We start from the raw sequence: 26882 nt of genomic DNA, 5'->3' as shown, positions 1-26882 counted from the left end.
ACCGGCGTGACGCGGCCCTCTTTCAAGGACAAACAGATGATCCCTTCCGTTCTGCCAACCTACAATCGCGCCCCTTTGACCTTTGTCAAAGGCGAAGGCACATGGCTGATCGAGGCGGATGGGCGACGTTTTCTCGACCTTGGCGCGGGGATCGCAGTGAACGCGCTTGGTCATGCGCATCCAGCGCTGGTGAAGGCGCTGACGGATCAGGCCCAAGCGCTGTGGCACACGTCAAACCTTTACCACATCCCGCAGCAAGAGGCGCTGGCTGACCGGCTGGTGGCCGAGACTTTTGCCGACACGGCATTTTTCTGCAATTCAGGGACCGAGGCTTGCGAGTTGGCCGTGAAGATGGCGCGCAAGTATTTCTATGAAGCAGGCCAGCCCGAGCGGGTTGAGATCATCACTTTCAGCGGGTCGTTCCACGGCCGTTCATCTGCCGGGATTGCCGCGGCGGGGTCTGAGAAAATGACCAAAGGTTTCGGCCCGCTGCTGCCGGGTTTCGTACATCTCGATCTTGGCGACAGTGACGCGCTGGAGGCCGCCATCACCGATAAAACCGCCGCCATCATGGTGGAGCCGGTTCAGGGCGAAGGCGGCATCCGCGCCGTGCCGGATGCCGAGTTGCAGCAGATGCGCGCGCTTTGTGACCAACATGGGCTGTTGCTGATTATGGACGAGGTGCAATGCGGCGTTGGCCGGACCGGACGGCTCTTTGCCCATGAATGGGCCGGGGTGACACCCGATATCATGATGGTCGCCAAGGGCATCGGCGGGGGCTTTCCGTTGGGCGCGGTGCTGGCCAACGAAAAGGCCGCGTCGGGCATGACTGCTGGCACCCATGGGTCGACCTATGGCGGCAACCCGCTGGGCTGTGCCGTGGGCTGCGCCGTGCTGGATGTGGTCGCCGACGCGGGCTTTCTGGCAGAGGTGAACCGCAAAGCGGGGCTGATGCGTCAGCGCCTTGAGGGGCTGGTGGCAGAGCATCCGGGTGTCTTTGAAGAGGTCCGTGGCGCGGGGCTAATGCTGGGGCTGAAATGCAAAGTGGCGAATGCGGATGTGGTCGCCTCGGGCTATGACCATGACCTGATCACCGTACCCGCCGCGGACAATGTGATCCGCCTTCTGCCGCCGCTGACCATTTCCGACGATGAGATCGCCGAGGCCGTGACCCGCCTTGATGCCATCGCGCGTGCGCTGACCCCGGCCTGAACGCCATTCACCTAAAATATTCCTCGGGCACCGGAGGCCGTGGCCTTAAACCCGCAAGACAGAGACGACAGATGAACCATTTTCTTGATATCCACCAAACCGACCCCGCCGATTTGCGGCAGATCATCGACAACGCCGCCGCCATGAAGGCCGCGCGCCAAGGCCGCCCGCGCGGCGCGGCGGATGAAGATCAGCCGCTGAAAGACCACATGGTCGCGCTGATCTTTGAAAAACCTTCGACCCGGACGCGCGTGTCTTTTGACGTGGGCGTGCGTCAGATGGGCGGGCAGACCATGGTCCTTTCGGGGGCGGACATGCAGCTTGGCCATGGAGAGACCATCGCCGACACCGCCCGCGTGCTGTCGCGCTATGTCGACATGATCATGATTCGCACCTTCGAAGAGCAGACGCTGCTTGATATGGCCGAACATGCCACCGTGCCGGTGATCAACGGGCTGACCAACCGCACGCACCCCTGCCAGATCATGGCCGACATTCAGACGTTTGAGGAACACCGCGGCCCGATCAAGGGGCGCAAGGTGGTCTGGTCGGGCGACGGCAACAATGTCTTTGCCAGCTTTGCCCATGCGGCGAAACAGTTCGACTTTGATCTCGTCTTTACCGGCCCCGAGCCGCTGGACCCTGAAGCGGCGCTCGACGGGCTTTATACCGTCGAACGCAATCCGCAAAAGGCTGTCGAGGGCGCCGATCTGGTGGTGACCGACACATGGGTCAGCATGCATGATCCGCAATCGGCCCGCGAACGGCGGCACAACCAGCTGCGTGGCTATCAGGTGAACGACGCGCTGATGGCGCTGGCGAAACCTGACGCGCTCTTCATGCATTGCCTGCCCGCCCACCGCGATGATGAGGCGACAAGCTCGGTCATGGATGGCCCACATTCGGTGATCTTTGATGAGGCCGAAAACCGTCTGCACGCCCAAAAAGCCGTCATGCGCTGGTGTCTGGGGGCATGAGCGACGGCCCCCGCATCGTTGTCGCGGGCGCGGGGGCGATCGGTTGTTTCATCGGCGGGTTGCTGGCCGGGGCGGGGCATTCCGTAACCCTGCTGGCCCGGCCTCGTATTCAGGCCGAGATCCGCACCCACGGGCTGACGTTGACCGATTTTGGCGGCATGGCCCGCTACCTCTCGGCGGATGATCTGACCCTTGCGGGTGATGAGACCTGTCTGCGCGATGCCGATATCGTGTTGGTCACGGTCAAATCGCGCGACACCGAAAACATCGCCCGGCAGATCGCCCGCCACACGGCGCAGGGCGTGCAGGTTATTAGCTTGCAAAACGGCATGGGCAACCGGGCGATTTTGGCGCAGCATCTGTCGCAGCATGATCTGCGGGCGGGGCTGGTGCCCTTCAACGTCGTGGCCATGGGGCAGGGGTGCTACCACCGGGCAAGCTCGGGCGATCTGGTGATCGAGGGCGGACCGGCGGATCTGGCGGCGCGGCTGTCGTTGCCGGATCTGAAGGTGGTGGAACACGCGGATATCACGGCCCTGCAATGGGGTAAGTTCCTGATGAACCTCAACAACGCGCTGAACGCGCTAAGCGGTCTGCCGTTGCAAGCCCAGTTGCAGGATCGGGCGTGGCGGCGGCTGATGGCCGATCAATGGGCCGAGGCGCTTGCCATTCTGCGGGCAGAGAAGATCCGCCCTGCTATGACCACGCCAATCCCGGCGCGGCTGGTCCCGGCTCTGTTGCGCCTGCCGACACCGCTGTTCACACGCATCGCCTCTGCCATGTTGCAGATTGATCCGCAGGCGCGGACCTCCATGGCGCAAGACCTTGCCGCCCTCCGCCCGACCGAGATCGACGCGTTGCAAGGCGAGGTGCAGCGCCGCGGGCAGGCGCTTGGCCGGGCGACACCGGTAACGGATATGGTCTTGCGGGTGATGGGCTGGGCAGAGCTTGCAGGCGAGGGGCTGCCGCATTTGCCGGTCACCGCCCTGCGGGCCGAGATGGCAGCAGGGCAGGACCAGCAAGAGGGGTAAGGCGCGGACGCGCCTGACCTCAGTTCACGAGGGTGTTGAGCACCCAAAAGACCATGGCAGAGAGCAGGGCCGCGGCGGGCACGGTAATTACCCAAGCCGCGACGATGGTCATGAAATGCGACCGGCGCACCAGCTTGCGGCGGCGGCGCTCTTCCTTGGCGATGCGTTTCACTTCGCTGGTTTGGCCGCCGATCCGGCGCAGGCGCCGCTCCATATGCCATTCGCGGTAAAAGCCCACGCCAAATACCCCGCCCACAGCGATATGGGTGGAGGACACAGGCAGGCCCAGCCAGCTTGCCACGATCACGGTGATCGCCGCCGAAAGGGCCACGCAATAGGCGCGCATCGGGTTCAGCTTGGTGATCTGGCTGCCGACCATGCGGATCAGTTTCGGCCCAAAAAGGAACAGACCAAAGGAGATGCCGAAGGCGCCGATGATCATGACCCATGTGGGAATGCTGACCTTATCCTCAAAGCCGCCGAACTCTGTCGCATGTACGATCGCAGCCAGCGGCCCCACCGCATTGGCCACGTCATTGGCCCCATGCGCAAAGCTGAGAAGGGCGGCAGACAGCACCAGCGGCAGGCCAAAAAGCGTTTTGACCGAGCGGTTGCGGTTCTCCATCCCCTCGGACGCGCGGCGGATCAACGGGGCGGAGATGGCATAGACCACCAGCCCCGTCACCAGCCCGATGATCAAGGCCATGGGCATGTCGATACTGATGATTTTCTTGAGGCCCTTCAGCGCCAAATAGGCCGCAAAGACCCCGGCCATCAGACCCACGAGCACCGGCACCCATGTGCGCGCGGCGGCGATTTTGTCGTCTTGATACAGGATCCGTGCCTTGATGAACGCAAGGAACATCGCCGCCACGGCACCGCCCAACACGGGAGAGATCACCCAGCTTGCGGCGATCATGCTCATCGAGCTCCAGTTGACCGCGCCAAGGCCCGCAGCTGCGATGCCCGCGCCCATGACACCGCCCACGACCGAATGGGTCGTCGACACCGGCGCGCCGACCCATGTGGCAAGGTTTACCCAAAGCGCGGAAGACACCAGCGCTGCCATCATCGCCCAGACAAAGATGCGCGTGTCGGCCACGCTGGCCGGGTCGATGATGCCCTTGGAAATGGTCGAGACGACATCGCCCCCCGCCAGCAAGGCACCGGCGGATTCGCACAAGGCCGCAATCACGATCGCCCCGCCCATGGTCAGCGCATTGGCGCCCACGGCGGGGCCCATGTTGTTGGCCACGTCGTTCGCGCCGATATTCACCGCCATATAGGCGCCGAAGATCGCCGCCGCGATCACGACAAAGCTAGAGGGCTGATGCCCGAAGAAGACCGCCGCAACGGCACCTGCCACCACGATAAAGGCCAGCGCAATGCCCGGCGCCACGAGGGGGCGGGCGACATAGGTCGCGGCCAGTTCGACTTGCGAAATGCGGTTGAGGTCCTTGTCCAGCGTCTTCCACTGGCTGCCCTGCGGTTCCGTTGCCATTCCTGTATGATCTCCCAACGATCCTAACGTTAAGCGGGGGGTGACATAAGGCTATCGAGGGCGCAAGTCACCCTGTCACAAAATTGTAACATTCGGCGGAGGGCGGCATTGGCTGTTGGGGAAGGGCAATGGGGCACCGGGCCGAGACCCGATGCCATTAGGCTTTAGTGAAAGGCAGATAAGATTGCTTTAAGATCAGGCTCATCCACCAGTTCCGCCGCCTCTTGGGGCGTGAACCACGCGCGCTTGCGCATGCCCGCTTCGGGGTATTCCTCGCTTAGATCGCGCACGCGAGTGAGATAGACCTGTGTGGTCACGGGCACGGTCAAGCCTTCGCCGAGGCCCTTGTCATAGTCGAAAATGCCCATCGGATCGGATTCGATGTCGGCTTTTGTCACCCCAGCCTCTTCCCATGCTTCTTGCAAGGCGGCTCCGGCACCGTCCAACCCGTCGATCGGCCAGCCCTTGGGCAAAATCCAGCGGCCCGTGTCACGGCTGGTGATCAGCAGCACCTTTTTGCCTGCCTCGGACTCGCGGTAGCAAAGGGCCGCCACCTGCACGCGGCGGGGACGTTTGAAAATAGGAAGGACCATATCCTCCCAAGCGCGTCTAAATACTTGTGTCATTACAGAACTATGCCTCGGTCGGGTGTTTTTCTTGTTATCCCCGCATTATATAGTGTTCCCGAACGCAAATCAAACTGCGGCGCGCCGGATCGGCGGGCTTGGCAGTATGACCGGCTAGAAATGAGGCATGATCGTTATGGCAACTGGCACGCAGGCGGACGGGGGCGCGGCACGGGGGGCAGGCGCCGATATCGGGGTATACGGGCTGGGCACCATGGGCTCTGCTCTGGCGCTGAACTTGGCCGACAACGGCTTTACCGTGGCGGTGAGCAATCGTGAGGCAGAGTGGATCGCGCCTTTCCTTGACGAAGCCGGCCCGCTGGCCGAGCGCCTGATCGGGACCGAGCGACTGGAAGATTTCGTCGCCGCCATCGCCCGCCCGCGCAGCATCTTGTTCATGATCCCCTCTGGCGCACCGGTCGATGCGATGATCGAGACGATCAAACCGCTGCTGGATGAGGGCGACACCTTGATCGACGGCGGCAACGCCGATTTCCACGACACCCGCCGCCGCAGTGCCGCATTGGACGGCACCGGTCTGCACTTCGTCGGCATGGGCGTGTCGGGCGGAGAGGCCGGGGCGCGTAATGGCCCGTCGATGATGGTGGGCGGCAGCGATCATTCTTGGACCCAGTTCAAACCGATGGCCGAGACGATTGCCGCCCATTTCGAAGGCTCCCCCTGCGTGGCGCATCTGGGCCCCGACGGGGCGGGGCATTTCGTCAAGACGGTGCATAACGGTATCGAATATGCCGACATGCAGATGATCGCCGAAGTCTACGGCCTGCTGCGGGATGCAGGCGGGCAGGGCGCGGTGGAGATCGGCAACCTTTTCGCCGACTGGCGCAAGGGGCCGCTGAATTCCTATCTGATCGAAGTGTCGGCAGCCGCGCTTTTGTCGGTCGATGCCCAAAGCGGCACGCCGATGGTCGACGTGATCCGCGATCAGGCGGGGCAGAAGGGCACCGGGCGCTGGACCTTGATCGAAGCGCTCAAGATGGGGCAATCGGCCAATACCATCGAAGCCGCCGTCGGCGCGCGTGGCTGGTCGAGCGAAAAGGCCGTGCGCGAGATGGCCGAACCGTTGCTGGCCGAAGGCGTGCAAGACGCGCCACTGCCTGAGGTGGACGATCTGGAAATGGCGCTTTTGGCGGGGCGGATCATCGGCCACGCGCAGGGCTTTCGCATTCTTTCTGCGGCCTCGGAGGAGTTCGACTGGTCCCTCGACATGGCGCGGATTTCCGAGATTTGGCGGGCGGGCTGCATCATCCGCTCGGCGCTGTTGGACGAGTTTGCCGACGCCTTCCGGGGTGAGTTGCCGGGCGGGCATCTGATCCTTGCCCCCGCCATGCGCAAACGGCTGGAAGAGAGCGTTCCCGCGTTGCGGCGTGTGGTGGCGGCGGGCGCGCTGCTCGGCGTGGCGCTGCCTGCGCTGTCGGCGGCGCTCGCGTGGTATGATAGCATGCGCCGGGCGCGCGGCACGGCCAATATGATCCAAGCTCAGCGCGATTTCTTCGGCGCGCATGGGTTCGAGCGGATAAGCGAAGAGGGCAAGTTCCACGGGACGTGGACGCCTTTGCCGTAAGGGTGCTTACGGGTCCGGAAACAAGCCGAAGGCGCCGGACCATCGCCTGCCCGCCCGGTCGGGGAGGCGATTTAGCAACGGGCGGAACACGACGAAAAGCCCACCCATGGTTGCGCCATAAAGTGGCATGAAATTAGCGTAGCATCGCCACCCCGCGGGGAGGCGATGGACCTCGTTAGGCTTTGGCAAACGGGTCCACCGGATAGCTCACATGCGCCAGATAAAGCCCCTGCGGCGGGCAGACCGGCCCACAGGCCGCACGGTCCTTTGCCGCAAGCGCCGTCCCCATATCCGCCACGCTCCAAGAGCCCGCGCCGACACGCTCCAGCGAGCCGACGAAGCTGCGCACCTGATTGTGCAGGAAAGACCGCGCGCGCACGTCGAAATGATATTCCGTCCCGGCCATGGTCTCGACCTGAGAGACCTGCAAGCGGTCCAGCGTTTTCACCGGGCTTTCCGCCTGACAGACGGTTGAGCGGAAGGTGGTGAAATCATGTTTACCCACCAAGAGATCCGCCGCCGCCTGCATCGCCTCTACATCCAAGCCATGTTTGATCTGCCAAACCAGCCCCGCCTGATGCACCGCCGGGGCACGCCGACTGAGGATGCGGAAGTGATAGCGGCGCTCTAGCGCCGAGAAACGGGCGTGAAAATTTTCGGGGGCCAGCACGCAATCGGTGATCGCAATGGGCTGCGGTTTCAGGTGATAACTCAGCGCTTCGCCCAGACGAAAGGGCCGCCAGTCGCGGGCCATGTCGCAATGGGCGACCTGCGCCAGCCCATGCACGCCGGTATCGGTGCGCCCGGCGGCGGCGATGGTATGCGCGCCCGGCTCCAACTTGGCCAAGGCGGCCTCGATCGCGCCTTGTACCGTGGGTTGGTCAACCTGACGTTGCCACCCATTGAAGGGCGCACCGTGGTATTCGATTTTCAAGGCATATCTGGGCATGGACGGGGCCTTAGCGCGGGCGGGCGCTTCTGGCAATCCCCGGCTGCCGACCCTATGTTAACGGCAAAGGCAAGGGGACGGGCGCAGCTTTGGGTATCACAGGCATTGCCGACGGCATTTGGCGGCAGTTTGAGAATGTCACCGACACGGTGGGAGAGACGTTTTTCGAGCCGGTAATCCGGCTTGGGGTCACGGGTCTTGCGCGCTCGGGCAAGACGGTTTTCATCACCTCGCTGGTGGCGAACCTGCTGGACCGGGGGCGGATGCCGGGGCTGTTGGCGGCCTCCGAAGGGCGGATAGAGGCGGCGTTTTTGCAGCCACAGCCCGACGATACCGTGCCGCGTTTTGACTATGAGAACCACCTCGCCGCGCTGACCGGCAAGACGCCGCATTGGCCGGAAAGCACGCGGGCGATTTCGGAACTGCGGCTGTCGCTCAAGGTGCGGCCCAATGGGCTGCTGGCGGGGCTGCAAGGGCCGCGCACGCTGCATCTGGATATCGTGGATTACCCCGGCGAATGGCTGCTTGATCTGGCGCTGATGGATGTCTCCTACGCCGAATGGTCGGCGCAGGTGATTGAGCGTATCGCCTCGCGTGAGGAGGCGGCGGGCTACCGCGCGTTGGCCGAGCAGACCGACCCCCATGCCGAGTTGGAAGAAACCACCGCCCGCAGGCTTGCCGACAGCTTTGCCGATTATCTGCAAACCGCCCGCGCCAATGGCTATTCCGACTGTACGCCGGGGCGGTTTCTGCTGCCCGGTGACCTTGCAGGCTCACCGGTGTTGACCTTCGCGCCGCTGCCGGGCTCAGACGGGGCACCGCGTAAGTCGCTGATCCGCGAAATGGCGCGGCGGTTCGAGGCCTATAAGAAACAGGTGGTGCAGCCCTTCTTCCGGGATCATTTTTCTAGGATCGACAGGCAGGTGGTGCTGGTCGACGCGCTTGGCGCGATCCACCAAGGGCCGCGCGCGGTCGAAGATCTGCGCGGCGCGATGGCTGATATTCTGGGCGCCTTCCGTCCGGGGACAAACAACTTCCTGACCAGCCTGCTGCGCGGCAAGCGGGTTGAGAAAATCCTGTTTGCGGCCACCAAGGCCGACCACCTGCACCACAGCCAGCACCCACGGTTGAGCGGCATCATGCAGGCGCTGATCCGTGACGCGCGGGACCGGGCGCAATACGCAGGCGCGGGCACGCGGGCGATGGCCATCGCCAGCCTGCGCGCCACGACCGAAGACGTGATGACCCATGGTGGAGAGCCGCTCGACGTGGTGCGCGGCACGCTTTTGAACGACGATGAAACACGCGGGCGGCAGGCGGCATTCTACCCCGGAGAGTTGCCCGAAGACCCGGCGCATTTGCTGACCCCCGCCCGGCAGGGCGCGCAGGAATGGCTGGGCGCGGATTACCAGATCATGCGTTTTGCGCCGGCGGTGTTGGACCTGCGCCCCGGCGACGGCCCGCCCCATATTCGGCTCGACCGCGCGGCTGAATTTCTGATCGGGGACCGGCTATGACCGCGGTGCTGACCCGCCCCGCCACCCTGCGCCTCGCGCAACCCCTCGACGCTGGCGCGGTGGGCGGCATCATGAGCGATTTTGCCCGTGATACCAAATGGTTGCCGCGCATTCATACGGCGGCTGAGGATATTGCCCACGCTGACGCAATGATCGCCCGCGGCTGGGTCACGGTGGCCGAGCAGTCAGGCCGGATCGCCGGTTTCGCGGCCTGTGAGGGCGGCGAGTTGGATGCGCTTTATGTGTCGCAGGCGGCGCGTGGACGGGGCATTGGCTCGGCCTTGTTGAAAAGGTTAAAGACGCGCCATAAGGCACTGACTTGCTGGACATTTCAGGCCAATGCAGAGGCCATCGCTTTTTACCGCCACCACGGGTTTGCCGAAACCGCACGCGGCGATGGCAGCGCCAATGACGAAGGGCTGCCCGATCTAACATTGCACTGGCAAAGGGAGGCCGCCTGATGGCCCGGGGACCGATCCTGTTCGACCTAGAAGAAGACGCCAAGCCCCAGCCCTCGGTCGCCGACGCGCCTGCTGTGCCAGAGTTGGACGTGGAAGCGCCGCCGCCCAAGGGCCAAGCGATGCAGATCGCGGCACGGCTCGCCGCGCGCAAACCCTCGCGGCTGGTGCGGATGTTCTGGGCGCTGGCCGGGGCGCTGGTGACGGCGCTGGTGTCAATCGCGGCTTGGACCTTCGTGACCGACCTGATGGCGCGCTATCCGCTGCTGGGCTGGGCGATGACGCTGCTGATCGGGGCGTTCTTGCTGGTGCTACTGCTGCTGTCGCTGCGCGAAATGGCGGCCTTTGGGCGTCTGGCGCGGCTGGACGGGCTGCGCCATGACGCGGGCGAGGCGCTGGCACAGGGGGATTTGGCCGCCGCACGCAGCGTGACGGATCGGCTGGAAACGCTTTACAAACACCGTGAAGACACCCGCTGGGGCCGCGACCGGCTGACCGAACTGCGCGGCGATCAATTCGATGCCGAGGCGCTGCTAGGGCTGGCCGAGAGCGAGGTTCTAGCCCCCCTCGACCGCGCCGCCACCCGCGAGGTCGAGGCCGCCGCCCGGCAGGTCGCCGCCGTCACCGCGCTGGTCCCCTTGGCGCTGGCTGATGTGGCCGCGGCGCTCAGCAGCAACCTGCGGATGATCCGCCGCATTGCCGAGATCTATGGCGGGCGTTCGGGCTTTTTCGGCTCGTGGCGGCTGACCCGCGCAGTGCTGTCGCATCTGGTCGCCACCGGGGCCGTGGCGGTGGGCGACGACCTGATCGAGCCGCTTTTGGGGGGCTCCATCGTGGCCAAGCTGAGCCGACGTTTTGGCGAAGGGCTGGTGAACGGCGCGCTGACCGCGCGCGTGGGCGTGGCCGCGATCGAGGTCTGCCGCCCGCTGCCCTTTGCCCGCGAAAAACGCCCGGGCGTGCGGGGCATCGTCAAACGCGCGCTGACCGGGGTGTTTGGCAACGGCTAACGGATCAGGCCGCTGCGACCGCCTCCCGCACGGCGCGCAGCGGGTGTTGGATCAGGCCGGGCCAAGGTGAGACCTGCAACCCGGGGGCATAGCCCCACCGCGCGGCTTCCTCCGCCTGTTCCGCCGTCATCTGCGGGACCCCGGTATAGCTTTGGTTGCCATCCGCGATGCCTTCGGGCTGCGCCGCCTCGGAGAGGTCAATGAAACGCGCGATCCGGCGCAGGGCGCGGGGGGCGTCGGCGACGATATCCTCGTAGCGCAGCACCATCACCGCATGGAGATAGGGCAGGTCGCCCAACATCTGCGCCTGCGCCGCGATCCAGTGATCGATCAACGCCTGTGGCGGGGCATCGACCCATGCGGCGACGGAGGCCGCGACCGCTTCGGGGTGGCGCAGGACCACGATGAATTGCGACATCGGAAAGAGGTGCTGCATCAACCGCATGCGGGTCAGGTTCACCGGCGATTTCTCAACCCGCCAGCGCAGGTCGGGGGCGAACCACGGCGCCCAGTCCTGCGTCAGCCGGGTCTTTGTCTCCAAAGTGTTGAGCGGGTGGGCCTCGGTCAGATGTTCCTGTGGATTGGTGGCGAAATGCATGGGCCGCCCGGATTGCGCCGTGTGGGGGATGGCCCCTTGCAGATAGACGCCTTCATTCTCGGGCGCTGCCGATCCGGTGATGCCGCCCGCGCCGGGCAGGGCATTGGCCAGCCGATTGACCAACGACGTGCCAGAGCGGTGCAGCCCGCCGATGAACAGATAGCGCGGAGGGATCTGGGAAGGCATTGGCGGGCTCTGATTGGGGCTGGGCAGGGTACAGTGGCTAGAAGCTAGGACCGCCATGCCCGCCGTCGAGAAATGTATGCATTAACATTTGTTATCGGAACGGAGCGGGCGCGAGGGGGGTCACCTCTCCATAAGGAGACCCATTCATGTTCATTTGCCACATTGCCCTCGGGGGCTGCCTCACGGCGCCGTCTGTCAACTATGGCGTGACCGAAGATACCGGCGGTCACATCGCCTATATCTTGGGGGCCGCCCGCGCGCAGGCGGCACGGGGTGATGTGGATTTGGTGCAGATCGTGACCCGTGCTTTCGATGAGCCGACGCTCGGGGCGGTTCACGCGCAGACCGAACAACAGGTCAGCCGCAGCCTGTCGATCCGGCGGCTTTGGACCGCGCAGCGGGGGTATCTGAGCAAAGAAAACCTCGCCGCGGAAATTCCCGCACTGGTGGATGCTTTTCTAGAGGATTTGGCGCAGACGCAGCGGTTGCCGGATGTGATCCACGCGCATTTTGCCGATGCGGCGCAATTGGCACTGGAGGCGCGCGCGCGGTTCGGCATCCCGGTGATCTATACCCCGCATTCGCTGGCGCTGAGCAAATCGGGGCCTGCAGTAGATACCGACCGGGTCGCGGCGGAACGGCGCGCGCTGCTAGAGGCGGATGCGGTGGTGCTGTCTTCGCGCGATGAGGCAGAGGTGCAGGTCGCCGCCTATGGGGCGGATGCGCAGGCGCGGGTGCACCGTGTCTCTCCGGGTGTGTCGCTGCGCCGCCCGGCAGAGCCCGGGGCGGGCCGCGCCTTGCTGGCGGATAGGCTGAGCGATCCCGACCGCCCTACGCTGCTGGCCGTGGCGCGCCCCGTAGCCCGCAAGAACCTTGCGACCTTGGCGCGGGTCTATGCGGACAGCCCTGCGCTACAGGCGCGGGCGAACCTTGTGATCCTCGCCGGGCAGCACGGCGATGCGCTACAGGCGAATGCAGAGGCCCATGCGGAACTGCTCGGCCTGCGCGAGACGCTCGAGGTGCCAGCGTTGCGGGGCAAAGTGGCATTGCCGCCCAGTCATACGCAGGGCGATGTGGCCGCACTTTATGACCGCGCGGCGCAAACGGGCGGGGTTTTCGTGAACCTCGCGCTGCATGAACCCTTTGGCCTGACCATGTTGGAGGCGGCCTCTCATGGGTTGCCGGTGGTGGCGACGCAAGAGGGTGGGCCTGCCGATATAGTGGCGGACCTTGGCCATGGCATCTGTGTGCCGCCCCGCGATGTGGAGGCGATAGAGGCGGCGCTGTTGAAGCTTTTGGACGAGCCTGCGTTCTGGTCCGATGCAGCGCATGCCGGGCGTGCCCTTGTCGGGCGCTACGATTGGTCGAAATGGGCCGAAGAGGTGCAGCAAATCTGCGAGGATATTTGCAACCCCGCGCCAGTGACGGCGCAAGCGTCGGTCATGCTGGCCAGCGACATCGACAACACGCTGACCGGCTGCGCGCCTTCCGCTGCTTTGTTCAACGCATGGATCGCCCGCGACCGTCCGATGTTTGCCGTGGCCACGGGCCGCAGCCTGCCGGAGGCCCGCCGCATCCTGCGCGATTGGAACCTGCCAAGCCCGCGCGTTTTCATCACCTCTGTCGGCACTGAGGTCTATTTGCCCGATGCGGAAGGGCGGCTTTGTCTGGATGAGCGTTTCGCCCAAAAACTCGACTCCGGATGGCAGCGCGAAAGGGTGGAGCGCGCCCTGAAGGAGTTCGGCTTTAACTGGCAGGCACGGGTCGAACAGCGGCGCTGGAAGCTCAGCGGTTTCGGCGACATGCGCACCGCGCGCCGGTTGGAACGCCATCTGGCACGGCGTGGTGTGGCGGCGCAGATCGTGGCCTCTCACGGGCGGTTGATCGATGTCTTGCCTTTGGCCGCGGGTAAGGGCCCTGCGGTCTGTGCCGCGGCGCGGCGGTTGGGCATGCCAATGGACCGGGTCGTGGTGGCCGGGGACAGTGGCAATGATTTCGATATGCTGCAGGCCGTGGAGGATGGGCCGGGCCGGGGCATTTTGGTTGGCAATGCGATGGACGGGCTGCGCGAACGTCTGAGCGGCAGGCGGCTCTACCATGCCCGCGCGGCCCATGCGGCGGGGGTTTTGGAGGGGCTAGAGACCTTTGGTTTCGCCCTCAACGCGATGGAGCCGCCGGTCAAGATGGTGGCGCAATGACGCGGCCCATCGGTTACTTCGTTCACCATCAGGGCCGGGGCCATGCGGAACGCTGCGCCGCGGTGGTCAACGCGCTGCCGGAAAGCCAGCCGGTGGCCGTCTTTTGCGCCAAGCCCGATATCTTTCCCGCCTTCACCCGGCAGGTTGAGCTTATTGCCCTGCCGTCGCTCTTTGAGCCCACAGGATACGAAGACATCAACGATACCACCAGCGCGCCGGACACGGTGCATTGCGCGCCGCTCGGCTGGCCGGGCATTCGGCAGGCCATGGCGCAACTGGCCTCTTGGTTTGCCAGCGCCAACCCGGTGCTGATGATCAGCGATGTCTCGGCGGAGGTGGCCCAACTGGCACGGATTTGTTCGGTGCCGCATGTGAAAGTGTTGCAACACGGCCAGCGTAGCGATCCGGGGCATCAGGCGGCCTATGACGGGGCGGTTGGCTTACTTTGCCCCGCTGCAAAGGCGCTGGCGCAGCCTGATTGGCCCGCGCGGCATATGGGAAAGACGCATTTTGCCGGGGGTTTGGGGGTCGACGTAAAACGACCTGATCCGGCGCGGCGCGCGATGTTGCGCGACCAGCTTGGCATCGCGCCGGATCAGCGCATGGTGGTTGTCATGTCAGGCGGGGGCGGCACCGGATTTGCCTCGGCGCCCTTTGGCATCGCGGCGCGGGCGCTGCCTGAGACGGCTTTCGTCACCATCGGTCGGATGGCGCGGGATTGGCATGCGACCGAACCTGCGAACCTGCACCATCACGGTTGGGTCGATAACGCGGCGGATTATCTGGCGGCGGCGGATATGGTCGTGGCCTCGACAGGCAATACCACCTGTCATCAGATCCTCGCCGCCGAGACGCCGTGGCTGGCCGTGCCGGAGTGGCGCTATTTCGATGAACAGATCGAAAAGGCTGCGGCGCTGCACCGCGCGGGGGCGGCGCATCATCTGCCGCATTTCCCGTCCTCTGCCGGGGCATGGCGCGCGGCGATCCAACGCACGTTCGATACCCATGACCCGGCCCTGCAACGCGCTTTGGTCGACGAAGATGCCGCGGCTAAGACCACCCGTTGGCTGACCGGCCTGACCGATCAGTTGCTATCCGAAAAATCCAATGAAACCGGAGATTTACATGACATCGTTCACCCTATCCGTGCCTGAAACCACCACAGTCAGCGCGCTGACGCTTGCGCGGGGGCGGGCGGCGCACCTGCGCAATGTGATCCTTGGCCTGACCCGTCAGACCCGGCAGCCGGATGAACTGGTGATCGGGGTCATGCAAGACAGGCTTTATGACGATCTCCCGCAGACCGATTTCCCGATCCGGCAGGTGCAGATCATGGGCCGTGAACTGCCGCTGTCACGCGCGCGCAATACCGTCGCGGCAGAGGCCATGGGCGATTGCCTTGTCTTTCTCGACGTGGATTGCATTCCGGCCCCAGAGTTGATCGCCGACTATATGGGCTATGCGGTGCCGGGCAACGGGCTGATCATGGGCGAGGTCAATTACCTCCCCGCGGGCACGGCGACCGAGGGATGGAGCTATGACACGCTGAAAGCCGTGGCCGTGCGCCATTCCGACCGCCAAGGACCGCCCGCAGAAGGGCTGAAGCGCTGCAACGATTACCGCTGCTTCTGGTCGCTGAACTTTGCCATTCACCGCGCGGATTGGGACCGCTCCGGCGGGTTTGACGAACGTTTCACCGGCTACGGGGGCGAGGATACCGACTTTGGCCGCGAATTGGACGAACGCGGCGTGCCGATTCACTGGGCAAAGGGGGCGAAGGTCTTTCACCAGCATCACCCGCATTGCATGCCGCCGATCCACCACATCCCATCGATCCTGCGCAATACCGAGATCTTTGCCGACAAATGGGGCCACCGTACCATGAACCACTGGCTCACCGCTTTTCGCCTGATGGGTTTGGTGGGGGCTGATGGCGATGCGCTGGTGCAGCTGCGCGAACCGGATGCAGATGACTTTGCGCTTTGTGAGCAGCAGTCAGACCAGCCCTATGCCAATACCGCGCGTGTGCTCCGCTATCTGCGGGGCGAAGAGCGGATCGCGGCGGAATGACCCTGCGCATCGCCATCGTCGGCCATATTCGGCACCCCATCGCCCCGCCGTTCAGGGGCGGGATGGAGGCTTTTACCCATAGCCTTGCCCGTATGCTGGCCGAGCGGGGCCATGACGTGACCCTATTGGCCAGTGGGGACAGTGCAGCGGGTTTGCCGCCGGGTGTCAAACTGCTGCCGATTTGCGAGGCGCATTACGACGCGCGCTATCCGTGGCATGAGTTTCACGGCACCGATGCGCTGAACGACCACCTCGATGCCTGCTATGCTCGCGCCGCGCGGCTGCTGCTGGAGGGGCGCTTTGACGTGGTGCACAACAACGCACTGCACCGCTACCTGCCGCGGCTCTCGCGGGCAGAACGTCTGCCGATGGTCACTTCATTGCATATTCCGCCCTTCAAAGTGCTGCGCGGCGCGCTGATGGATGGGGCGGCGCCATGGCATCTGTCCTCTGTCGTGTCGGCTCGGCAGCGCGGCATCTGGTGGCCCGAGGGCGCGCCGAAAACGGCGCATGTGGTGCACAACGGGATCGACCTATCCGAATGGCCCCAAGGCGGGCCGGGCGACGGAAGCGCTGTCTGGGCCGGGCGCATTACCCCGACCAAGGGCACCCATCTGGCGGCAGAGGCGGCGCAGATCGCCGGGGTGCCGCTGCGCATCTACGGCGTGGTGGAGCATCAGGACTACTTTAACGATATGGTAAGACCGCATCTTTATGACGATGTGGCCTATGTTGGGCATTTGAATACACAAGCCCTTGGGCAGGCCTATGGCAGGGCGTCGGTGGCGCTGTTTACCCCGCAGTGGGAGGAACCCTTTGGCCTCGCGGCGGTAGAGGCGATGGCGACGGGCCTGCCAGTGGCCGCGACGCCGCATGGGGCGGTTGAAGAAGTGTTGGGCGAGGCGGGCGTTATTGCTGTGGATGACAGCCCCGTGGCCTTGGCTGAGGCACTGCGACAGGCGCTTGCGATCCCCGCCGAGGTGCCGCGCGCCCGTGTGGCGCGGCTGTTTGATGCGCAGGCGATGGTGACAAAGTTCGAGCGGCTTTATCACGCGGCCCTAGCGCAGAGCGACGTGGCCGTGCCGCACAGAACATATCCGGCGATCGCCCTGCATGTGGAGGGTGCGGATCGGCCTCTGGCAGAGGCAGGTTAAAGGGCCGCTTCGGACTGCGGCATATAGAGGTAGGCAGGCTCGAACTGGCCGACCTTATGCAGCCCCGCGCGGTCATGGATCAGCAGTTTGCCGCCCGTTACGGCACAGCAGCCGTGTTCGCGCAATTCGCGCAATGTCCGGCTGACATGCACCGAGGTGAGGCCGGTAGCATCGGCGATGTCGGTCTGGCGCAGGTCGAAGGGCAGGCTTTGACGCTCCATACCGTAGGCGGCGGACATGCGGGCATCAAACTCGCTCAGGAAATTCGCGACCCGGGCGAGCGCGCGCATGGCGCTGTTGCGCATCACCCAATGGCGGTGGATGGAGGCATCGACCAAAGTCATGAGCCAGAGGTTCCGGGCCATTTCGACATCGCCATTCAGCAATTCGCGCAGCGGCTCATGCGCGATCATGGCGACCCGCGTATCGGTCAGCGAAATGACATCATGGTCTAGCCGTTTGAGCGGGAAGGCATGGAGATCGACAAACTCTCCGGGGAACTGCAGGGCGACGAACGTGCTCCGCGCGCGCTGCCCGCGGGGCACGCTGCGGGCGATGAGCCCATCCAGCAGCAGCAGGCTATAATCCAAGAAATCACCCCTGCGGCTGATCACGGCGCCCGGCGTAAATTGCTTGTGCTGGGTCAACAGCGGCGCAAGCCTAGCCCATTGCGCACCGTCTAGATGGTCCACCATGCCACAGGGCTTGACCGACATATCGTTGTAAAAGGAGTCTTTGATCGTCACACGTAAGTCTTTCGCCCAATGAAAATGACGCGGGTCCTTAAATGCAGGGTCCGCGGGCTAAATCTTTTATCGAAAGGCTTATGATGCTGTTTTTGCCGAAAAATTCAAGGGAAGGCCGGGGATCATAAAAAATGTTAAGTTTGGCGGGCGGCGCATGTGGCAGGATTTTCAGCACGGATTGTTGCGCTTCTTCCGGGGCTTGTCGGGGCAGGGGGGGCTGTTTATAAGCGCCCCTATGACACGCCTCACCGCGATCATTATTCGAATTATATCCCCGGCGCTCTGAGCAATTGAGACGCCGGGCCGAGGTGCTTGAGCCATTCGCACCGACCGAGATTGAATAACCCCCATATGCCTAAAGGACGCTCCCCATGTGCGCCGAGACCCCCGACTACAAAGCCACGCTGAACCTGCCCAAGACCGATTTCCCCATGCGCGCCGGATTGCCCAAGCGCGAGCCCGGCTGGTTGGAGCGGTGGGAAAAGATCGGCGTCTATGACCGCCTGCGCGAGAAAGAGGGCCGCCAGCCCTTCACGCTGCATGACGGCCCCCCTTACGCCAACGGCAACCTGCACATCGGCCACGCGTTGAACAAGACGATCAAGGACATGATTGTGCGCAGCCATCAGATGATGGGCTTTGACGCGCGCTACATCCCCGGTTGGGATTGCCACGGTCTGCCGATCGAATGGAAGATCGAAGAGCAGTACCGCAAGAAGGGCCGCGACAAGGATCAGGTGCCGATTAATGAATTCCGCGCCGAATGTCGCGAGTTCGCCCGCGGTTGGGTCGACGTGCAGCGCGAGGAATTCAAGCGTCTGGGCATCACCGGCAATTGGGAAAACCCCTATCTGACCATGGATTTCCATGCCGAGCGTGTCATCGCCGAGGAATTCATGAAGTTCCTGATGAACGGCACGCTTTATCAAGGCTCGAAGCCCGTGATGTGGTCGCCGGTCGAAAAGACCGCGCTGGCCGAAGCTGAGGTCGAGTATCACGACAAGGAAAGCCACACGGTTTGGGTGAAGTTCATGGTCGTCGGCACAGAAGGCGATCTGGACGGCGCGCAGGTGGTGATCTGGACCACGACGCCTTGGACCATGCCCTCGAACAAGGCCGTGGTGTACGGCGAGGACATTTCCTATGGCCTTTACGAAGTGACCAGCACACCGGACGAATGCTGGGCCAATGTGGGCGAGCGTTTCCTGCTGGCCGATGATCTGGCGGCGGATGTCTTTGCCCGTGCCCGTCTGGAAGACGGTATGTGGAACCGTGTGCGCGGTGTCGAGAATGACGAATTGGCCAAGATTTCGCTTTTGCACCCGTTGGCCGGTGCCGAAGGGGCGGAGGGCGAGTGGGATGACCTGCGCGATTTCCGTGCCGCCGATTTTGTGACTTCGGACGAGGGTACGGGCTTCGTGCATTGCGCCCCGTCCCACGGTCTTGAGGAATACGAGCTTTACCGCGATCTGGGCATGCTGCCGCAGGTCATCACCTATAACGTCATGGAAGACGGGCGTTTCCGCGACGATCTGCCGTTCTTTGGAGGCAAGGCAATCCTCAAGCCGAACGGCAAAGAGGGCAACGCCAACAGCGCGATCATCGACAAGCTGGTTGAGGTCGGCGGGCTGCTGGCGCGTGGCAAGATCAAGCACAGCTACCCGCACAGCTGGCGCTCCAAGGCGCCGGTGATCTACCGCAACACGCCGCAGTGGTTTGCCGCGATCGACAAGGTTGTCGGCGACGGGCTGGACCAGAACGGCAAGACCATCCGCGAACGCGCATTGACTTGCATCGACAAGGTTAACTGGGTGCCGAAATCCGGCCGCAACCGCCTGCATTCGATGATGGAAGCACGGCCCGACTGGGTGCTCAGCCGCCAGCGCGCCTGGGGCGTGCCGCTGACCTGTTTTGTGCGCAAGGGCGTCGCTCCGACGGATGAGAGCTTCCTGCTGCGCAATCCTGAGGTCAATCAGCGTATCGTTGAGGCCTTCGAGGCCGAAGGCGCGGATGCCTGGTATGCGGAAGGCGCGAAAGAACGCTTCCTTGAGGGCATCGTCGATCCGGCAGAGTTCGATCAGGTGACCGACATCCTCGACGTTTGGTTTGACAGCGGCTCGACCCATGCCTTCACCCTGCGCGACCGTGAAGACGGGACCGAGGACGGCATCGCTGACGTTTATATGGAAGGCACCGACCAGCACCGCGGGTGGTTCCACTCCTCGCTGTTGCAGTCTGTGGGCACCACGGGCCGCGCGCCTTACCGCAACGTGGTGACGCACGGTTTCACGCTGGACGCGAAGGGCATGAAGATGTCCAAATCCATCGGCAACACCATCGTGCCCGAGAAGATCGTCCAGCAATATGGCGCCGATATTCTGCGGCTTTGGGTGGCGCAGACCGATTACACCGCCGACCAGCGGATCGGGGATGAGATCCTCAAAGGCGTGGCCGACAGCTATCGCCGCTTGCGCAACACCATGCGCTATATGCTCGGCGCGTTGAATGATTTCAGCGAGGCGGACCGGGTTGATCCGGCAGATATGCCGGAGCTAGAGCGGTGGGTGCTGCACCGGGTGGCGGAACTCGACAAGGTGGTGCGCGACGGCTTTGCGCGCTTTGACTTCCAAGGTGTGTTCCAGGCGGTGTTTACCTTTGCCACGGTCGATCTCTCGGCCTTCTATTTCGATATCCGCAAGGACGCGCTTTATTGCGATGGCGATACCCTGCGCCGCCGCGCCGCGCGCTCGGTGCTGGATATCCTGTTCCACCGTTTGACGACATGGCTGGCGCCGGTATTGGTCTTCACCATGGAAGAAGTCTGGCTCGAGCGCTTCCCCGGTGACGCATCTTCGGTGCATCTGGTGGATATGCCCGAAACGCCCGAGGCATGGCTGAACCCGGAACTGGCCGCGAAATGGGCCAAGGTCCGTGCCGCGCGCCGTGTGGTGACGGCGGCGCTGGAGGTGCAGCGGACCGAGAAGGTGATCGGTGCCTCGCTCGAAGCAGCCCCCGTGGTGCATGTCGACGACGCGGCGCAGCGCGACGCATTGGAGAGCGTGTCTTTCGAGGATGTGGCGATCACCTCGGACATCACTGTAACCGGTGACGCGGCCCCGGCTGAGGCTTTCCGCATGCCTGAGGCGCAAGGCGTCGCTGTGGTGTTCGAAAAGGCCGAAGGCGCCAAATGCGAGCGTTGCTGGAAGGTGCTGCCGGATGTCGGCACCCATGAGCATCCCGGCGTTTGCGGGCGCTGTGATGAGGCGGTGCGTGAGGCTTTGGCGGACGCCTGAGCCAGCATTAGAACTGAATATGGCGGGCGGCGGTTTATCTGTCGCCCGTTTTTCTTTGCGCCACCCTGATCATATGTCCTGCCCGGTGGCACACCCGCTGGAGGGCAATTTTGCAGCGTTTCCACAGATCGCACCTTCAGCGCCTCTTGGGCGCCCATGCCCGCCGGAAAGATGTCCAGGGAGGGCGATGCCCTCAGCGCTCTTTCGCACATGTGATTTCTGGCGCAGAGTGGCGCGATGAAACAAGCCTCCCTCTCCACGCCCTTCGGCGATCTGACCCTGACCGAAGAGGACGGAGCGATCACGGCGCTTGGGTGGGGGCAGGCAGCGCGGCAGGATCGCTCGGATCTGCTTGATGCCGCGCTGCGCCAACTCAAGGAATACGCGACAGGCGAGCGTCAAAGCTTTGACCTACCGTTGCGCGTTATGGGGAGCGATTTCCAGCGTGCGGTCTGCACCGCGATTCTTGCGATTCCCTTTGGCCACACCCGCACCTACGGAGAGATTGCCCGCGACCTCGGCGTGCCTGCGCAAGCGGTCGGCGGGGCCTGTGGCGGCAATCCGATCCCGGTCATTATCCCATGCCACCGAGTGATGGGGGCGAAGGGTCTGACCGGCTTTAGCGGGGCGGGCGGGGTTGAAACCAAGGTCGCATTGCTGCGCCATGAGGGCGCGGCGGGGCTGCTGATTTAACCCCGCGAGGCAGGCTCAGTCTTCGGCGAGGGGGATCAACTGCTGCGCAGCACCAGCGCAGATCAGGTAGATCGAGGTGATCACCAGACCCCAATGGGCCCAGCTTTCGGGGTGAAAGTTCACCCAAGCCGACCAGCCCGCGAAGAAGGTCCATGCCAGCGCCATGGGCAGCGTCACGGGGCGCCAACGCTCGGTCCGGACGGGGTGCACGAATTTGATCGGCAGAAACATCGCTGCGGCAAGGATCGTGACAACAATCAGGCTGATCCACCATTCGGGCTGCAACGCAAAGAGCACCAGCACCAACATGTTCCAGCAGCCGGGAAAACCTTTAAAGGAATTGTCCTTTGTTTTCATGCGGGTGTCGGAGAAATACATGACGCTGGCAAAGGTGATGATAATGATCATCGCCCAGCCGCTCCAGCCATCCATCAGGCCCGAGGTGAACAGCGCGAAGGCCGGGATGAAGACATAAGTGAGATAGTCGATGATGAGGTCCATCAAGACACCATCGAATTCCGGGGCGTTGGTCTTCACATCGTATTTGCGCGCCAGCGGGCCGTCGATACCATCGACGAAGAAGGCGATCACCAGCCAAAGGAACATCAGGTCCCATTTCTCTTCCACGGCGGCGAGCATGGCAAGCATTGCCAGCACCGCACCGGTGGCAGTGAAAAGGTGAACGAAAAGAGCGCGCATCTGTATGGTCATGTGTCTGCATCGCAAATCCGCCGGGGGGATGCAAAGGAAACTCTGGCGTGGGCGGCAAAAACCAGCGTAGCAAAGGCGGGTCAGCGGGGGCGCAGTTGACGGGGCCGGGCGTTGCGCAGGAAATATGCCCAAGTCCCGCGCTTCGGGTTGACGGCTACCGCGATTCCCCTTAAAGCCAGCGAACCAATTCAGGGTCGGCTCTGCGCGGCCCCCACGTTATGTGTTTTTCCGGATCGCTGGAAGGACACAACAGCAAAAGGATGAACCCATGTCGCGCCGTTGCGAATTGACCGGAAAAGGCCCGATGACGGGCAACAACGTAAGCCACGCTAACAACCGTACACGCCGTCGGTTCCTGCCGAACCTCAACGACGTGTCGTTGCAGTCCGAAGCACTGGGCCGCGCGTTCAAGCTGCGCATCTCTGCCGCAGCCCTGCGCAGCGTCGACCACCGCGGTGGTCTGGACAAGTTCCTGGCGAAAGCCAAGGACGTTGAACTGTCCGACAATGCGTTGAAAATAAAAAAGGCCATCGCGAAAACCAGCGCGACCGCCGATGTGCTGAGCTAAGGCTTACCACAGACCAGATTGGGGCCTCGATCCGAAAGGATCGGGGCCTTTTTCGTTTTGGGCTTAGGTCTTTCTTAAGGGTTTCCCGGCTATCAGGATGGCACCCCGCGCTGCCATTGGCGGTTTTGTTGCGCAGGGGTATGTTTTTATTCGGGAAACCTTGGAAATGCGCGCTAATTGATCCTCTGACATTTGTTGTTCTGGCCATGCTACCTGCCAAGCGGGGCTCAGACCGTGCATCAAGATCGGAGATTTCATGACTGACCCCACCCCCGGCACGCCAAACTCTAGCCCGCCCTCGGGCACGCCCGCCGACACGAATGAGATCGAGACTGATTTCGAGGTTGGCCAAGACAACATCGACGGGACATTGGGCCCGCTGGGCTTTGACATCCACAACCCGGTCTTCATGGTGTCCGGCCTGACGGCAGTGGCCTTTGTGCTGCTGACGATGCTTTTCCCGGATCAAGCCGGGGTGGTCTTCCTTGCTGTTCGGGATTTCGCCACCACCAAGCTGGACTGGCTGTTCATGATCATCGTGAACATCTTCGTTATCTTTTGTATCGTGCTGATTTTCTTGCCCATCTCCAAAGTCAGGCTTGGCGGGAAAGAGGCCGTGCCAGAGTATTCCTACCTTGCTTGGTTCGCCATGCTTTTCGCCGCGGGCATGGGCATCGGGCTTTTGTTCTTTGGCGTGCTTGAGCCGGTGTATCATATGAACGTCTCTGGCCCCTTGGGGGTGCCCCTGCCGATTGCCGAAGATGGGTCGATCATACCTGAGAATGTCGAGGCCGCCCGCGCCATGGGGCTCGCGGCGACCTTTTACCACTGGGGGCTGCATGGCTGGGCGGTCTATGCGATCATGGCGCTGGCCTTGGCCCTGTTTACCTATAACAAGGGGCTGCCATTCTCGATCCGGTCCTGTTTCTATCCGCTTCTGGGCGATCGGGTCTGGGGCTGGCCGGGACATATCATTGATATCTTGGCGGTTTTCGCGACGCTTTTTGGGCTTGCCACATCGCTTGGCTTGGGCGCGCAGCAGGCCAACGCGGGGTTCAACTTTGCCTTCGGACTTGAGATTTCGACCAACGTGCAGGTGGTCATCATCCTTTTGGTCACTGCCGTGGCACTGGTGTCGGTCTGGCGCGGGTTGGACGGCGGGGTAAAGATCCTGTCGGAGGTGAACATGATCGTGGCGGTCCTGTTCTTCCTCTTTGTGCTGTTCGTGGGCCCAACGTTGGTGGGGCTTGATGGCTTTTGGACCGGCTTGGTGGCCTATACGCAAGAGATCATTCCGCTTTCCAACCCCTTTGGCCGCGATGACGACGGCTACCGCGAAGGGTGGACGGCGTTCTATTGGGCGTGGTGGGTATCTTGGGCCCCTTTCGTGGGCATGTTCATCGCCCGGGTCTCACGCGGGCGCACGGTGCGGGAATTTATCATCTGCGTGCTGCTGATCCCCTCCCTCATCATCTTTATCTGGATGGGCGTCTTTGGCGGTATTGCGATTGATCAAATCCTGACCAGCCCCGAAACATCGTTGGTGAAGGCCAATGTGATCGACAGCTATTCGCCGGAACTGTCGCTTTTCGGGATGTTGAATGAACTGCCTTTCACCAAGGTGGCCTCGACCATCGCGATTCTCTTGGCGCTGGTGTTCTTTGTTACCTCGTCGGATTCGGGGTCGCTGGTTGTCGATACGATCACGGCGGGGGGCAAAATCGACGCGCCGGTCCCGCAGCGTATCTTTTGGTGCATCGTCGAAGGGTTGATCGCCATCGTGCTGTTGATCGGCGGCGGGCTCTCGGCCCTGCAGGCCGGGGTCACGGCGACGGGTGTGCCCTTTGCAATCTTGATGCTGGTGATGTGCTATACGGTCTACAAGGGTCTGCGCAGCGAACCGCGCTGAGACTATCTGGCGCGCCGTAACTTAGCGGCGCGCCGCCAAAACCTCTGCCACCCATTCGGGGACCGTCTGGCTGGCTGGCCCGATGCGATGCTCCGCGAACTGATTGCCCACGGCAGAGCGTTCGAGATTGAATTCAATCGTATGCGCCCCGGCGCGGCGGGCCTCGGCGACGAAGCCGGCGGCGGGGTAGACGTTGCCGGAGGTGCCAATCGCGGCAAAGACATCCGCCTCGGCCAGATGATCAAAAAGTGCGTCCATCTCATAGGGCATCTCGCCAAACCAGACGATATCGGGCCGCGCGGCGGGGGCGTTGCAGGCGGGGCAGGGATCGCCCGGTGCCATGACCATGGGCGCAGGCCAGCGGTGATCGCAGGCGGCGCAGAGCGCGCCTTTGAGGGCGCCATGCATGTGCATCACCTGTCGCGAGCCGCCCTGTTCGTGCAGATCATCGACATTCTGGGTGATGACGACCACCTCGCCGTCAAGCTCGGCCTCTAGCCGGGCGAGGGCACGATGTGCGGCGTTGGGTAACACCTCGGCCGCCTGTGCGCGGCGGGCGTTGTAGAAATCGACCACCAGTTTTGGATTACGGGCGAAGCCTTCGGGGGTGGCCACGTCTTCGACGCGGTGCTGCGCCCAAAGGCCATCGGAGGCGCGGAAGGTTTCAAGCCCGCTTTCGGCAGAGATGCCCGCGCCGGTAAGGATCACGATCTTGGTCATGGGGTATTATTCTCCGATCGGGTCTTCGGCTTCAAGCAGGTGAAACCCATCCGCCAGCCACGGCAGCTGCGCGATGGCAGGGGCGATCATATGCGTCTGCATCAACTGCTGCATGGTCTGGGCAATGTCGCGCGGCACCGGGCCGGACCATTCGGCCCCGGCAAAGAGCGAAATGGTTCGCGCGGGCAGCGGGGTGTTCAGGGGGGCGGGCAGGGGATGCGCGGCCAGCCGGTCGTGGAAACGGGCGGCGCGCATGTAGCCCAAGGGCGTCGTTATCGCCCAGCCAATGCCCCGTGCCACCATGGCCATTAGTGCCAGATGGCTGCCGATCTCGAACCGTGCGCGCAGGTTGTGGCCCTGAGCGGTAAGATGTGCCTCGATCTGTCGCGCGATCAACTGGTCGGCGGCGTAGCGCAAAAAGGGTAGGTCGGTGCTGCCGCGCAGCAGGGCCTCGGGGGCATAGGGCGCGCCCGCAGGGGTAACGAGGATGAAGGGGTCGCGGGCCAGCGGGTATTCCAAAACCCCGTCAATCGGTCCGTCGATCTGCGCCGAAAGCGCCATATGCAGGCTTTGATCGCGGAGCGCCTGGGCCAGTTCGTTGCTGCCTGCGGTGATCATGCGAAAGCGGCACCCGGTCAGGCTGTCGCCAAGGATTGTGGCAAGGCGCGGGGTCAGGTCATCGTCGAAATCATCAATCACACCGAGGTTCAGCGCCTCCAGATGGGCCAGATCCATCACCGTGACTTCGCTCTGCGCTTGGCGCAATTCGCTGAGCGCCTGTTCGGCCCGGCGCAGAAACATCTGCCCGGCTTGGGTCAATCGCATGGGGCGGCGGGTGTGATCGACCAGTTCCGCCCCGATGGCGGCTTCGAGGTTGCGCATCTGCTGGCTGACGGCGGGCTGGCTGAGCCCCGTGGCCTCTGCTGCCTGCGCCACCGATCCGCTGCGCGCGAGCGCCTCAAACACTTCGATGCCCCGAAGGGTGATGCCTTTGTTCAGCATGTGGTCCCAACTCTTTCGGATCTTGTGAAACCACGGGCGGCTCAGGTCAAGCATTTGCCCATCGAAGTGGCAGCATATCTGTTGATTTCGGGAAAGCGACGGGAGGCGCTTCGGGCCCACGGGCCGCCCCCTTGAAGCCGCCGCCAAAGCTGCGCAGACTGCGGGCAAACA

Annotated in this window: 23 protein-coding genes; 15 read left to right on the top strand and 8 right to left on the bottom strand. The window is 63.3% G+C overall.

The genetic code is table 11. The annotated features are described in order from the left end of the window. The first annotated feature begins 36 nt into the window (after positions 1–36). The 3 genes from R1T45_RS16970 to R1T45_RS16960 all read left to right on the top strand — a co-directional run bounded on the left by R1T45_RS16970 (position 37) and on the right by R1T45_RS16960 (position 3220). Complete coding sequence (locus R1T45_RS16970; RefSeq protein ID WP_120350596.1) at positions 37–1212, top strand: aspartate aminotransferase family protein; 1176 nt, start codon at positions 37–39, stop codon at positions 1210–1212. 71 nt (positions 1213–1283) lie between these two features. Then, on the top strand, positions 1284–2189 hold the full coding sequence (gene argF, locus R1T45_RS16965) for an ornithine carbamoyltransferase (RefSeq protein WP_132445797.1): 906 nt from the start codon (positions 1284–1286) through the stop codon (positions 2187–2189). Beyond that, positions 2186–3220 (top strand): 2-dehydropantoate 2-reductase, encoded by a 1035-nt coding sequence (locus R1T45_RS16960; RefSeq protein WP_317389664.1) that lies wholly within the window; start codon positions 2186–2188, stop codon positions 3218–3220. The genes argF and R1T45_RS16960 overlap by 4 nt, the downstream gene beginning before the upstream one ends. Before the next feature lie 19 nt (positions 3221–3239). On the opposite strand, the gene R1T45_RS16955 is transcribed toward R1T45_RS16960, so the two are convergent. Together R1T45_RS16955 and R1T45_RS16950 are read right to left on the bottom strand one after the other, a co-directional pair. Continuing rightward, positions 3240–4721 (bottom strand): inorganic phosphate transporter, encoded by a 1482-nt coding sequence (locus R1T45_RS16955; protein ID WP_120350598.1) that lies wholly within the window; start codon positions 4719–4721, stop codon positions 3240–3242. Positions 4722–4885: 164 nt separating this feature from the next. Further along, positions 4886–5347: an NUDIX hydrolase gene (locus R1T45_RS16950; RefSeq protein ID WP_120350599.1), complete on the bottom strand. Its 462-nt coding sequence runs from the start codon at positions 5345–5347 to the stop codon at positions 4886–4888. A 136-nt stretch (positions 5348–5483) separates the two neighbouring features. Here R1T45_RS16950 and gndA point away from each other — a divergent pair, with 136 nt between their 5' ends. Continuing rightward, the gene (gndA, locus tag R1T45_RS16945) at positions 5484–6932 is read left to right on the top strand and encodes an NADP-dependent phosphogluconate dehydrogenase (protein WP_317391115.1); all 1449 of its coding nucleotides are present in this window, start codon (positions 5484–5486) and stop codon (positions 6930–6932) included. A gap of 175 nt (positions 6933–7107) precedes the next feature. Here gndA and truA read toward each other — a convergent pair whose 3' ends face one another. Continuing rightward, entirely contained in the window at positions 7108–7881 is a 774-nt protein-coding gene (gene truA / locus R1T45_RS16940; RefSeq protein WP_317389663.1) for a tRNA pseudouridine(38-40) synthase TruA, read from the bottom strand. A gap of 89 nt (positions 7882–7970) precedes the next feature. Here truA and R1T45_RS16935 point away from each other — a divergent pair, with 89 nt between their 5' ends. From R1T45_RS16935 to R1T45_RS16925, 3 genes are read left to right on the top strand one after another with little or no spacing between them, the layout of a single operon-like run. After that, positions 7971–9398, top strand: coding sequence for a YcjX family protein (locus tag R1T45_RS16935; RefSeq protein WP_120350601.1), 1428 nt, complete (start codon positions 7971–7973; stop codon positions 9396–9398). Continuing rightward, on the top strand, positions 9395–9859 hold the full coding sequence (locus tag R1T45_RS16930) for a GNAT family N-acetyltransferase (RefSeq protein WP_132445809.1): 465 nt from the start codon (positions 9395–9397) through the stop codon (positions 9857–9859). Before R1T45_RS16935 ends, R1T45_RS16930 begins: the two co-directional genes overlap by 4 nt. After that, positions 9859–10863: a YcjF family protein gene (locus R1T45_RS16925; protein WP_067942646.1), complete on the top strand. Its 1005-nt coding sequence runs from the start codon at positions 9859–9861 to the stop codon at positions 10861–10863. The genes R1T45_RS16930 and R1T45_RS16925 overlap by 1 nt, the downstream gene beginning before the upstream one ends. Before the next feature lie 4 nt (positions 10864–10867). On the opposite strand, the gene R1T45_RS16920 is transcribed toward R1T45_RS16925, so the two are convergent. Beyond that, entirely contained in the window at positions 10868–11647 is a 780-nt protein-coding gene (locus R1T45_RS16920; protein WP_317389662.1) for a sulfotransferase, read from the bottom strand. Positions 11648–11793: 146 nt separating this feature from the next. On the opposite strand from R1T45_RS16920, the gene R1T45_RS16915 reads away from it, so the two are divergent. From R1T45_RS16915 to R1T45_RS16900, 4 genes are read left to right on the top strand one after another with little or no spacing between them, the layout of a single operon-like run. After that, a complete protein-coding gene (locus R1T45_RS16915) occupies positions 11794–13845 on the top strand; it encodes an HAD-IIB family hydrolase (protein ID WP_317389661.1) in 2052 nt (683 codons plus the stop codon). Beyond that, complete coding sequence (locus tag R1T45_RS16910) at positions 13842–14999, top strand: glycosyltransferase (RefSeq protein ID WP_317389660.1); 1158 nt, start codon at positions 13842–13844, stop codon at positions 14997–14999. Before R1T45_RS16915 ends, R1T45_RS16910 begins: the two co-directional genes overlap by 4 nt. After that, a complete protein-coding gene (locus tag R1T45_RS16905; protein WP_317389659.1) occupies positions 14971–15915 on the top strand; it encodes a glycosyltransferase family 2 protein in 945 nt (314 codons plus the stop codon). Before R1T45_RS16910 ends, R1T45_RS16905 begins: the two co-directional genes overlap by 29 nt. Then, positions 15912–17069 carry a glycosyltransferase gene (locus tag R1T45_RS16900; RefSeq protein WP_317389658.1) on the top strand — a complete coding sequence of 386 codons (1158 nt, stop codon included), beginning with the start codon at positions 15912–15914 and terminating at the stop codon, positions 17067–17069. The genes R1T45_RS16905 and R1T45_RS16900 overlap by 4 nt, the downstream gene beginning before the upstream one ends. Here the strand turns inward: R1T45_RS16900 and R1T45_RS16895 are convergent. After that, positions 17066–17815, bottom strand: a complete 750-nt coding sequence (locus R1T45_RS16895; RefSeq protein ID WP_132445830.1) for a Crp/Fnr family transcriptional regulator — start codon at positions 17813–17815, stop codon at positions 17066–17068. The genes R1T45_RS16900 and R1T45_RS16895 overlap by 4 nt on opposite strands. Before the next feature lie 371 nt (positions 17816–18186). On the opposite strand from R1T45_RS16895, the gene ileS reads away from it, so the two are divergent. Together ileS and R1T45_RS16885 are read left to right on the top strand one after the other, a co-directional pair. Continuing rightward, complete coding sequence (gene ileS, locus R1T45_RS16890) at positions 18187–21108, top strand: isoleucine--tRNA ligase (RefSeq protein ID WP_317389657.1); 2922 nt, start codon at positions 18187–18189, stop codon at positions 21106–21108. Positions 21109–21345: 237 nt separating this feature from the next. Next, a complete protein-coding gene (locus R1T45_RS16885) occupies positions 21346–21801 on the top strand; it encodes a methylated-DNA--[protein]-cysteine S-methyltransferase (protein ID WP_120350611.1) in 456 nt (151 codons plus the stop codon). A gap of 15 nt (positions 21802–21816) precedes the next feature. Here the strand turns inward: R1T45_RS16885 and R1T45_RS16880 are convergent, their stop codons facing one another. After that, a complete protein-coding gene (locus R1T45_RS16880; protein WP_120350612.1) occupies positions 21817–22512 on the bottom strand; it encodes a CDP-alcohol phosphatidyltransferase family protein in 696 nt (231 codons plus the stop codon). 268 nt (positions 22513–22780) lie between these two features. Between R1T45_RS16880 and rpmB the strand changes: the two genes are divergently transcribed. After that, positions 22781–23080, top strand: coding sequence for a 50S ribosomal protein L28 (rpmB, locus tag R1T45_RS16875; RefSeq protein WP_067625199.1), 300 nt, complete (start codon positions 22781–22783; stop codon positions 23078–23080). Positions 23081–23336: 256 nt separating this feature from the next. Further along, complete coding sequence (locus tag R1T45_RS16870; protein WP_067625202.1) at positions 23337–24989, top strand: BCCT family transporter; 1653 nt, start codon at positions 23337–23339, stop codon at positions 24987–24989. A 21-nt stretch (positions 24990–25010) separates the two neighbouring features. Here R1T45_RS16870 and R1T45_RS16865 read toward each other — a convergent pair whose 3' ends face one another. Continuing rightward, on the bottom strand, positions 25011–25709 hold the full coding sequence (locus tag R1T45_RS16865) for an NAD-dependent deacylase (RefSeq protein WP_317389656.1): 699 nt from the start codon (positions 25707–25709) through the stop codon (positions 25011–25013). Positions 25710–25715: 6 nt separating this feature from the next. After that, on the bottom strand, positions 25716–26711 hold the full coding sequence (locus tag R1T45_RS16860; protein ID WP_317389655.1) for a LysR family transcriptional regulator: 996 nt from the start codon (positions 26709–26711) through the stop codon (positions 25716–25718). Between the last annotated feature and the right edge of the window lie 171 nt (positions 26712–26882).

The sequence above is a fragment of the Sulfitobacter sp. LC.270.F.C4 genome, from assembly GCF_032922545.1.
Classification (GTDB): domain Bacteria; phylum Pseudomonadota; class Alphaproteobacteria; order Rhodobacterales; family Rhodobacteraceae; genus Sulfitobacter; species Sulfitobacter profundi.
This window is presented reverse-complemented; position numbering and strand designations above follow the sequence as displayed.

Coding starts and splice junctions, on each gene's coding strand:
- R1T45_RS16865 (WP_317389656.1), bottom strand. CDS start 25,709: ATGACCAAGATCGTGATCCTTACCGGCGCGGGCATCTCTGCCGAAAGC.
- gndA (WP_317391115.1), top strand. CDS start 5,484: ATGGCAACTGGCACGCAGGCGGACGGGGGCGCGGCACGGGGGGCAGGC.
- R1T45_RS16960 (WP_317389664.1), top strand. CDS start 2,186: ATGAGCGACGGCCCCCGCATCGTTGTCGCGGGCGCGGGGGCGATCGGT.
- R1T45_RS16860 (WP_317389655.1), bottom strand. CDS start 26,711: ATGCTGAACAAAGGCATCACCCTTCGGGGCATCGAAGTGTTTGAGGCG.
- R1T45_RS16955 (WP_120350598.1), bottom strand. CDS start 4,721: ATGGCAACGGAACCGCAGGGCAGCCAGTGGAAGACGCTGGACAAGGAC.
- R1T45_RS16915 (WP_317389661.1), top strand. CDS start 11,794: ATGTTCATTTGCCACATTGCCCTCGGGGGCTGCCTCACGGCGCCGTCT.
- R1T45_RS16870 (WP_067625202.1), top strand. CDS start 23,337: ATGACTGACCCCACCCCCGGCACGCCAAACTCTAGCCCGCCCTCGGGC.
- argF (WP_132445797.1), top strand. CDS start 1,284: ATGAACCATTTTCTTGATATCCACCAAACCGACCCCGCCGATTTGCGG.
- truA (WP_317389663.1), bottom strand. CDS start 7,881: ATGCCCAGATATGCCTTGAAAATCGAATACCACGGTGCGCCCTTCAAT.
- R1T45_RS16970 (WP_120350596.1), top strand. CDS start 37: ATGATCCCTTCCGTTCTGCCAACCTACAATCGCGCCCCTTTGACCTTT.
- R1T45_RS16925 (WP_067942646.1), top strand. CDS start 9,859: ATGGCCCGGGGACCGATCCTGTTCGACCTAGAAGAAGACGCCAAGCCC.
- R1T45_RS16900 (WP_317389658.1), top strand. CDS start 15,912: ATGACCCTGCGCATCGCCATCGTCGGCCATATTCGGCACCCCATCGCC.
- rpmB (WP_067625199.1), top strand. CDS start 22,781: ATGTCGCGCCGTTGCGAATTGACCGGAAAAGGCCCGATGACGGGCAAC.
- R1T45_RS16920 (WP_317389662.1), bottom strand. CDS start 11,647: ATGCCTTCCCAGATCCCTCCGCGCTATCTGTTCATCGGCGGGCTGCAC.
- R1T45_RS16910 (WP_317389660.1), top strand. CDS start 13,842: ATGACGCGGCCCATCGGTTACTTCGTTCACCATCAGGGCCGGGGCCAT.
- R1T45_RS16905 (WP_317389659.1), top strand. CDS start 14,971: ATGACATCGTTCACCCTATCCGTGCCTGAAACCACCACAGTCAGCGCG.
- R1T45_RS16880 (WP_120350612.1), bottom strand. CDS start 22,512: ATGACCATACAGATGCGCGCTCTTTTCGTTCACCTTTTCACTGCCACC.
- R1T45_RS16950 (WP_120350599.1), bottom strand. CDS start 5,347: ATGACACAAGTATTTAGACGCGCTTGGGAGGATATGGTCCTTCCTATT.
- ileS (WP_317389657.1), top strand. CDS start 18,187: ATGTGCGCCGAGACCCCCGACTACAAAGCCACGCTGAACCTGCCCAAG.
- R1T45_RS16930 (WP_132445809.1), top strand. CDS start 9,395: ATGACCGCGGTGCTGACCCGCCCCGCCACCCTGCGCCTCGCGCAACCC.
- R1T45_RS16885 (WP_120350611.1), top strand. CDS start 21,346: ATGAAACAAGCCTCCCTCTCCACGCCCTTCGGCGATCTGACCCTGACC.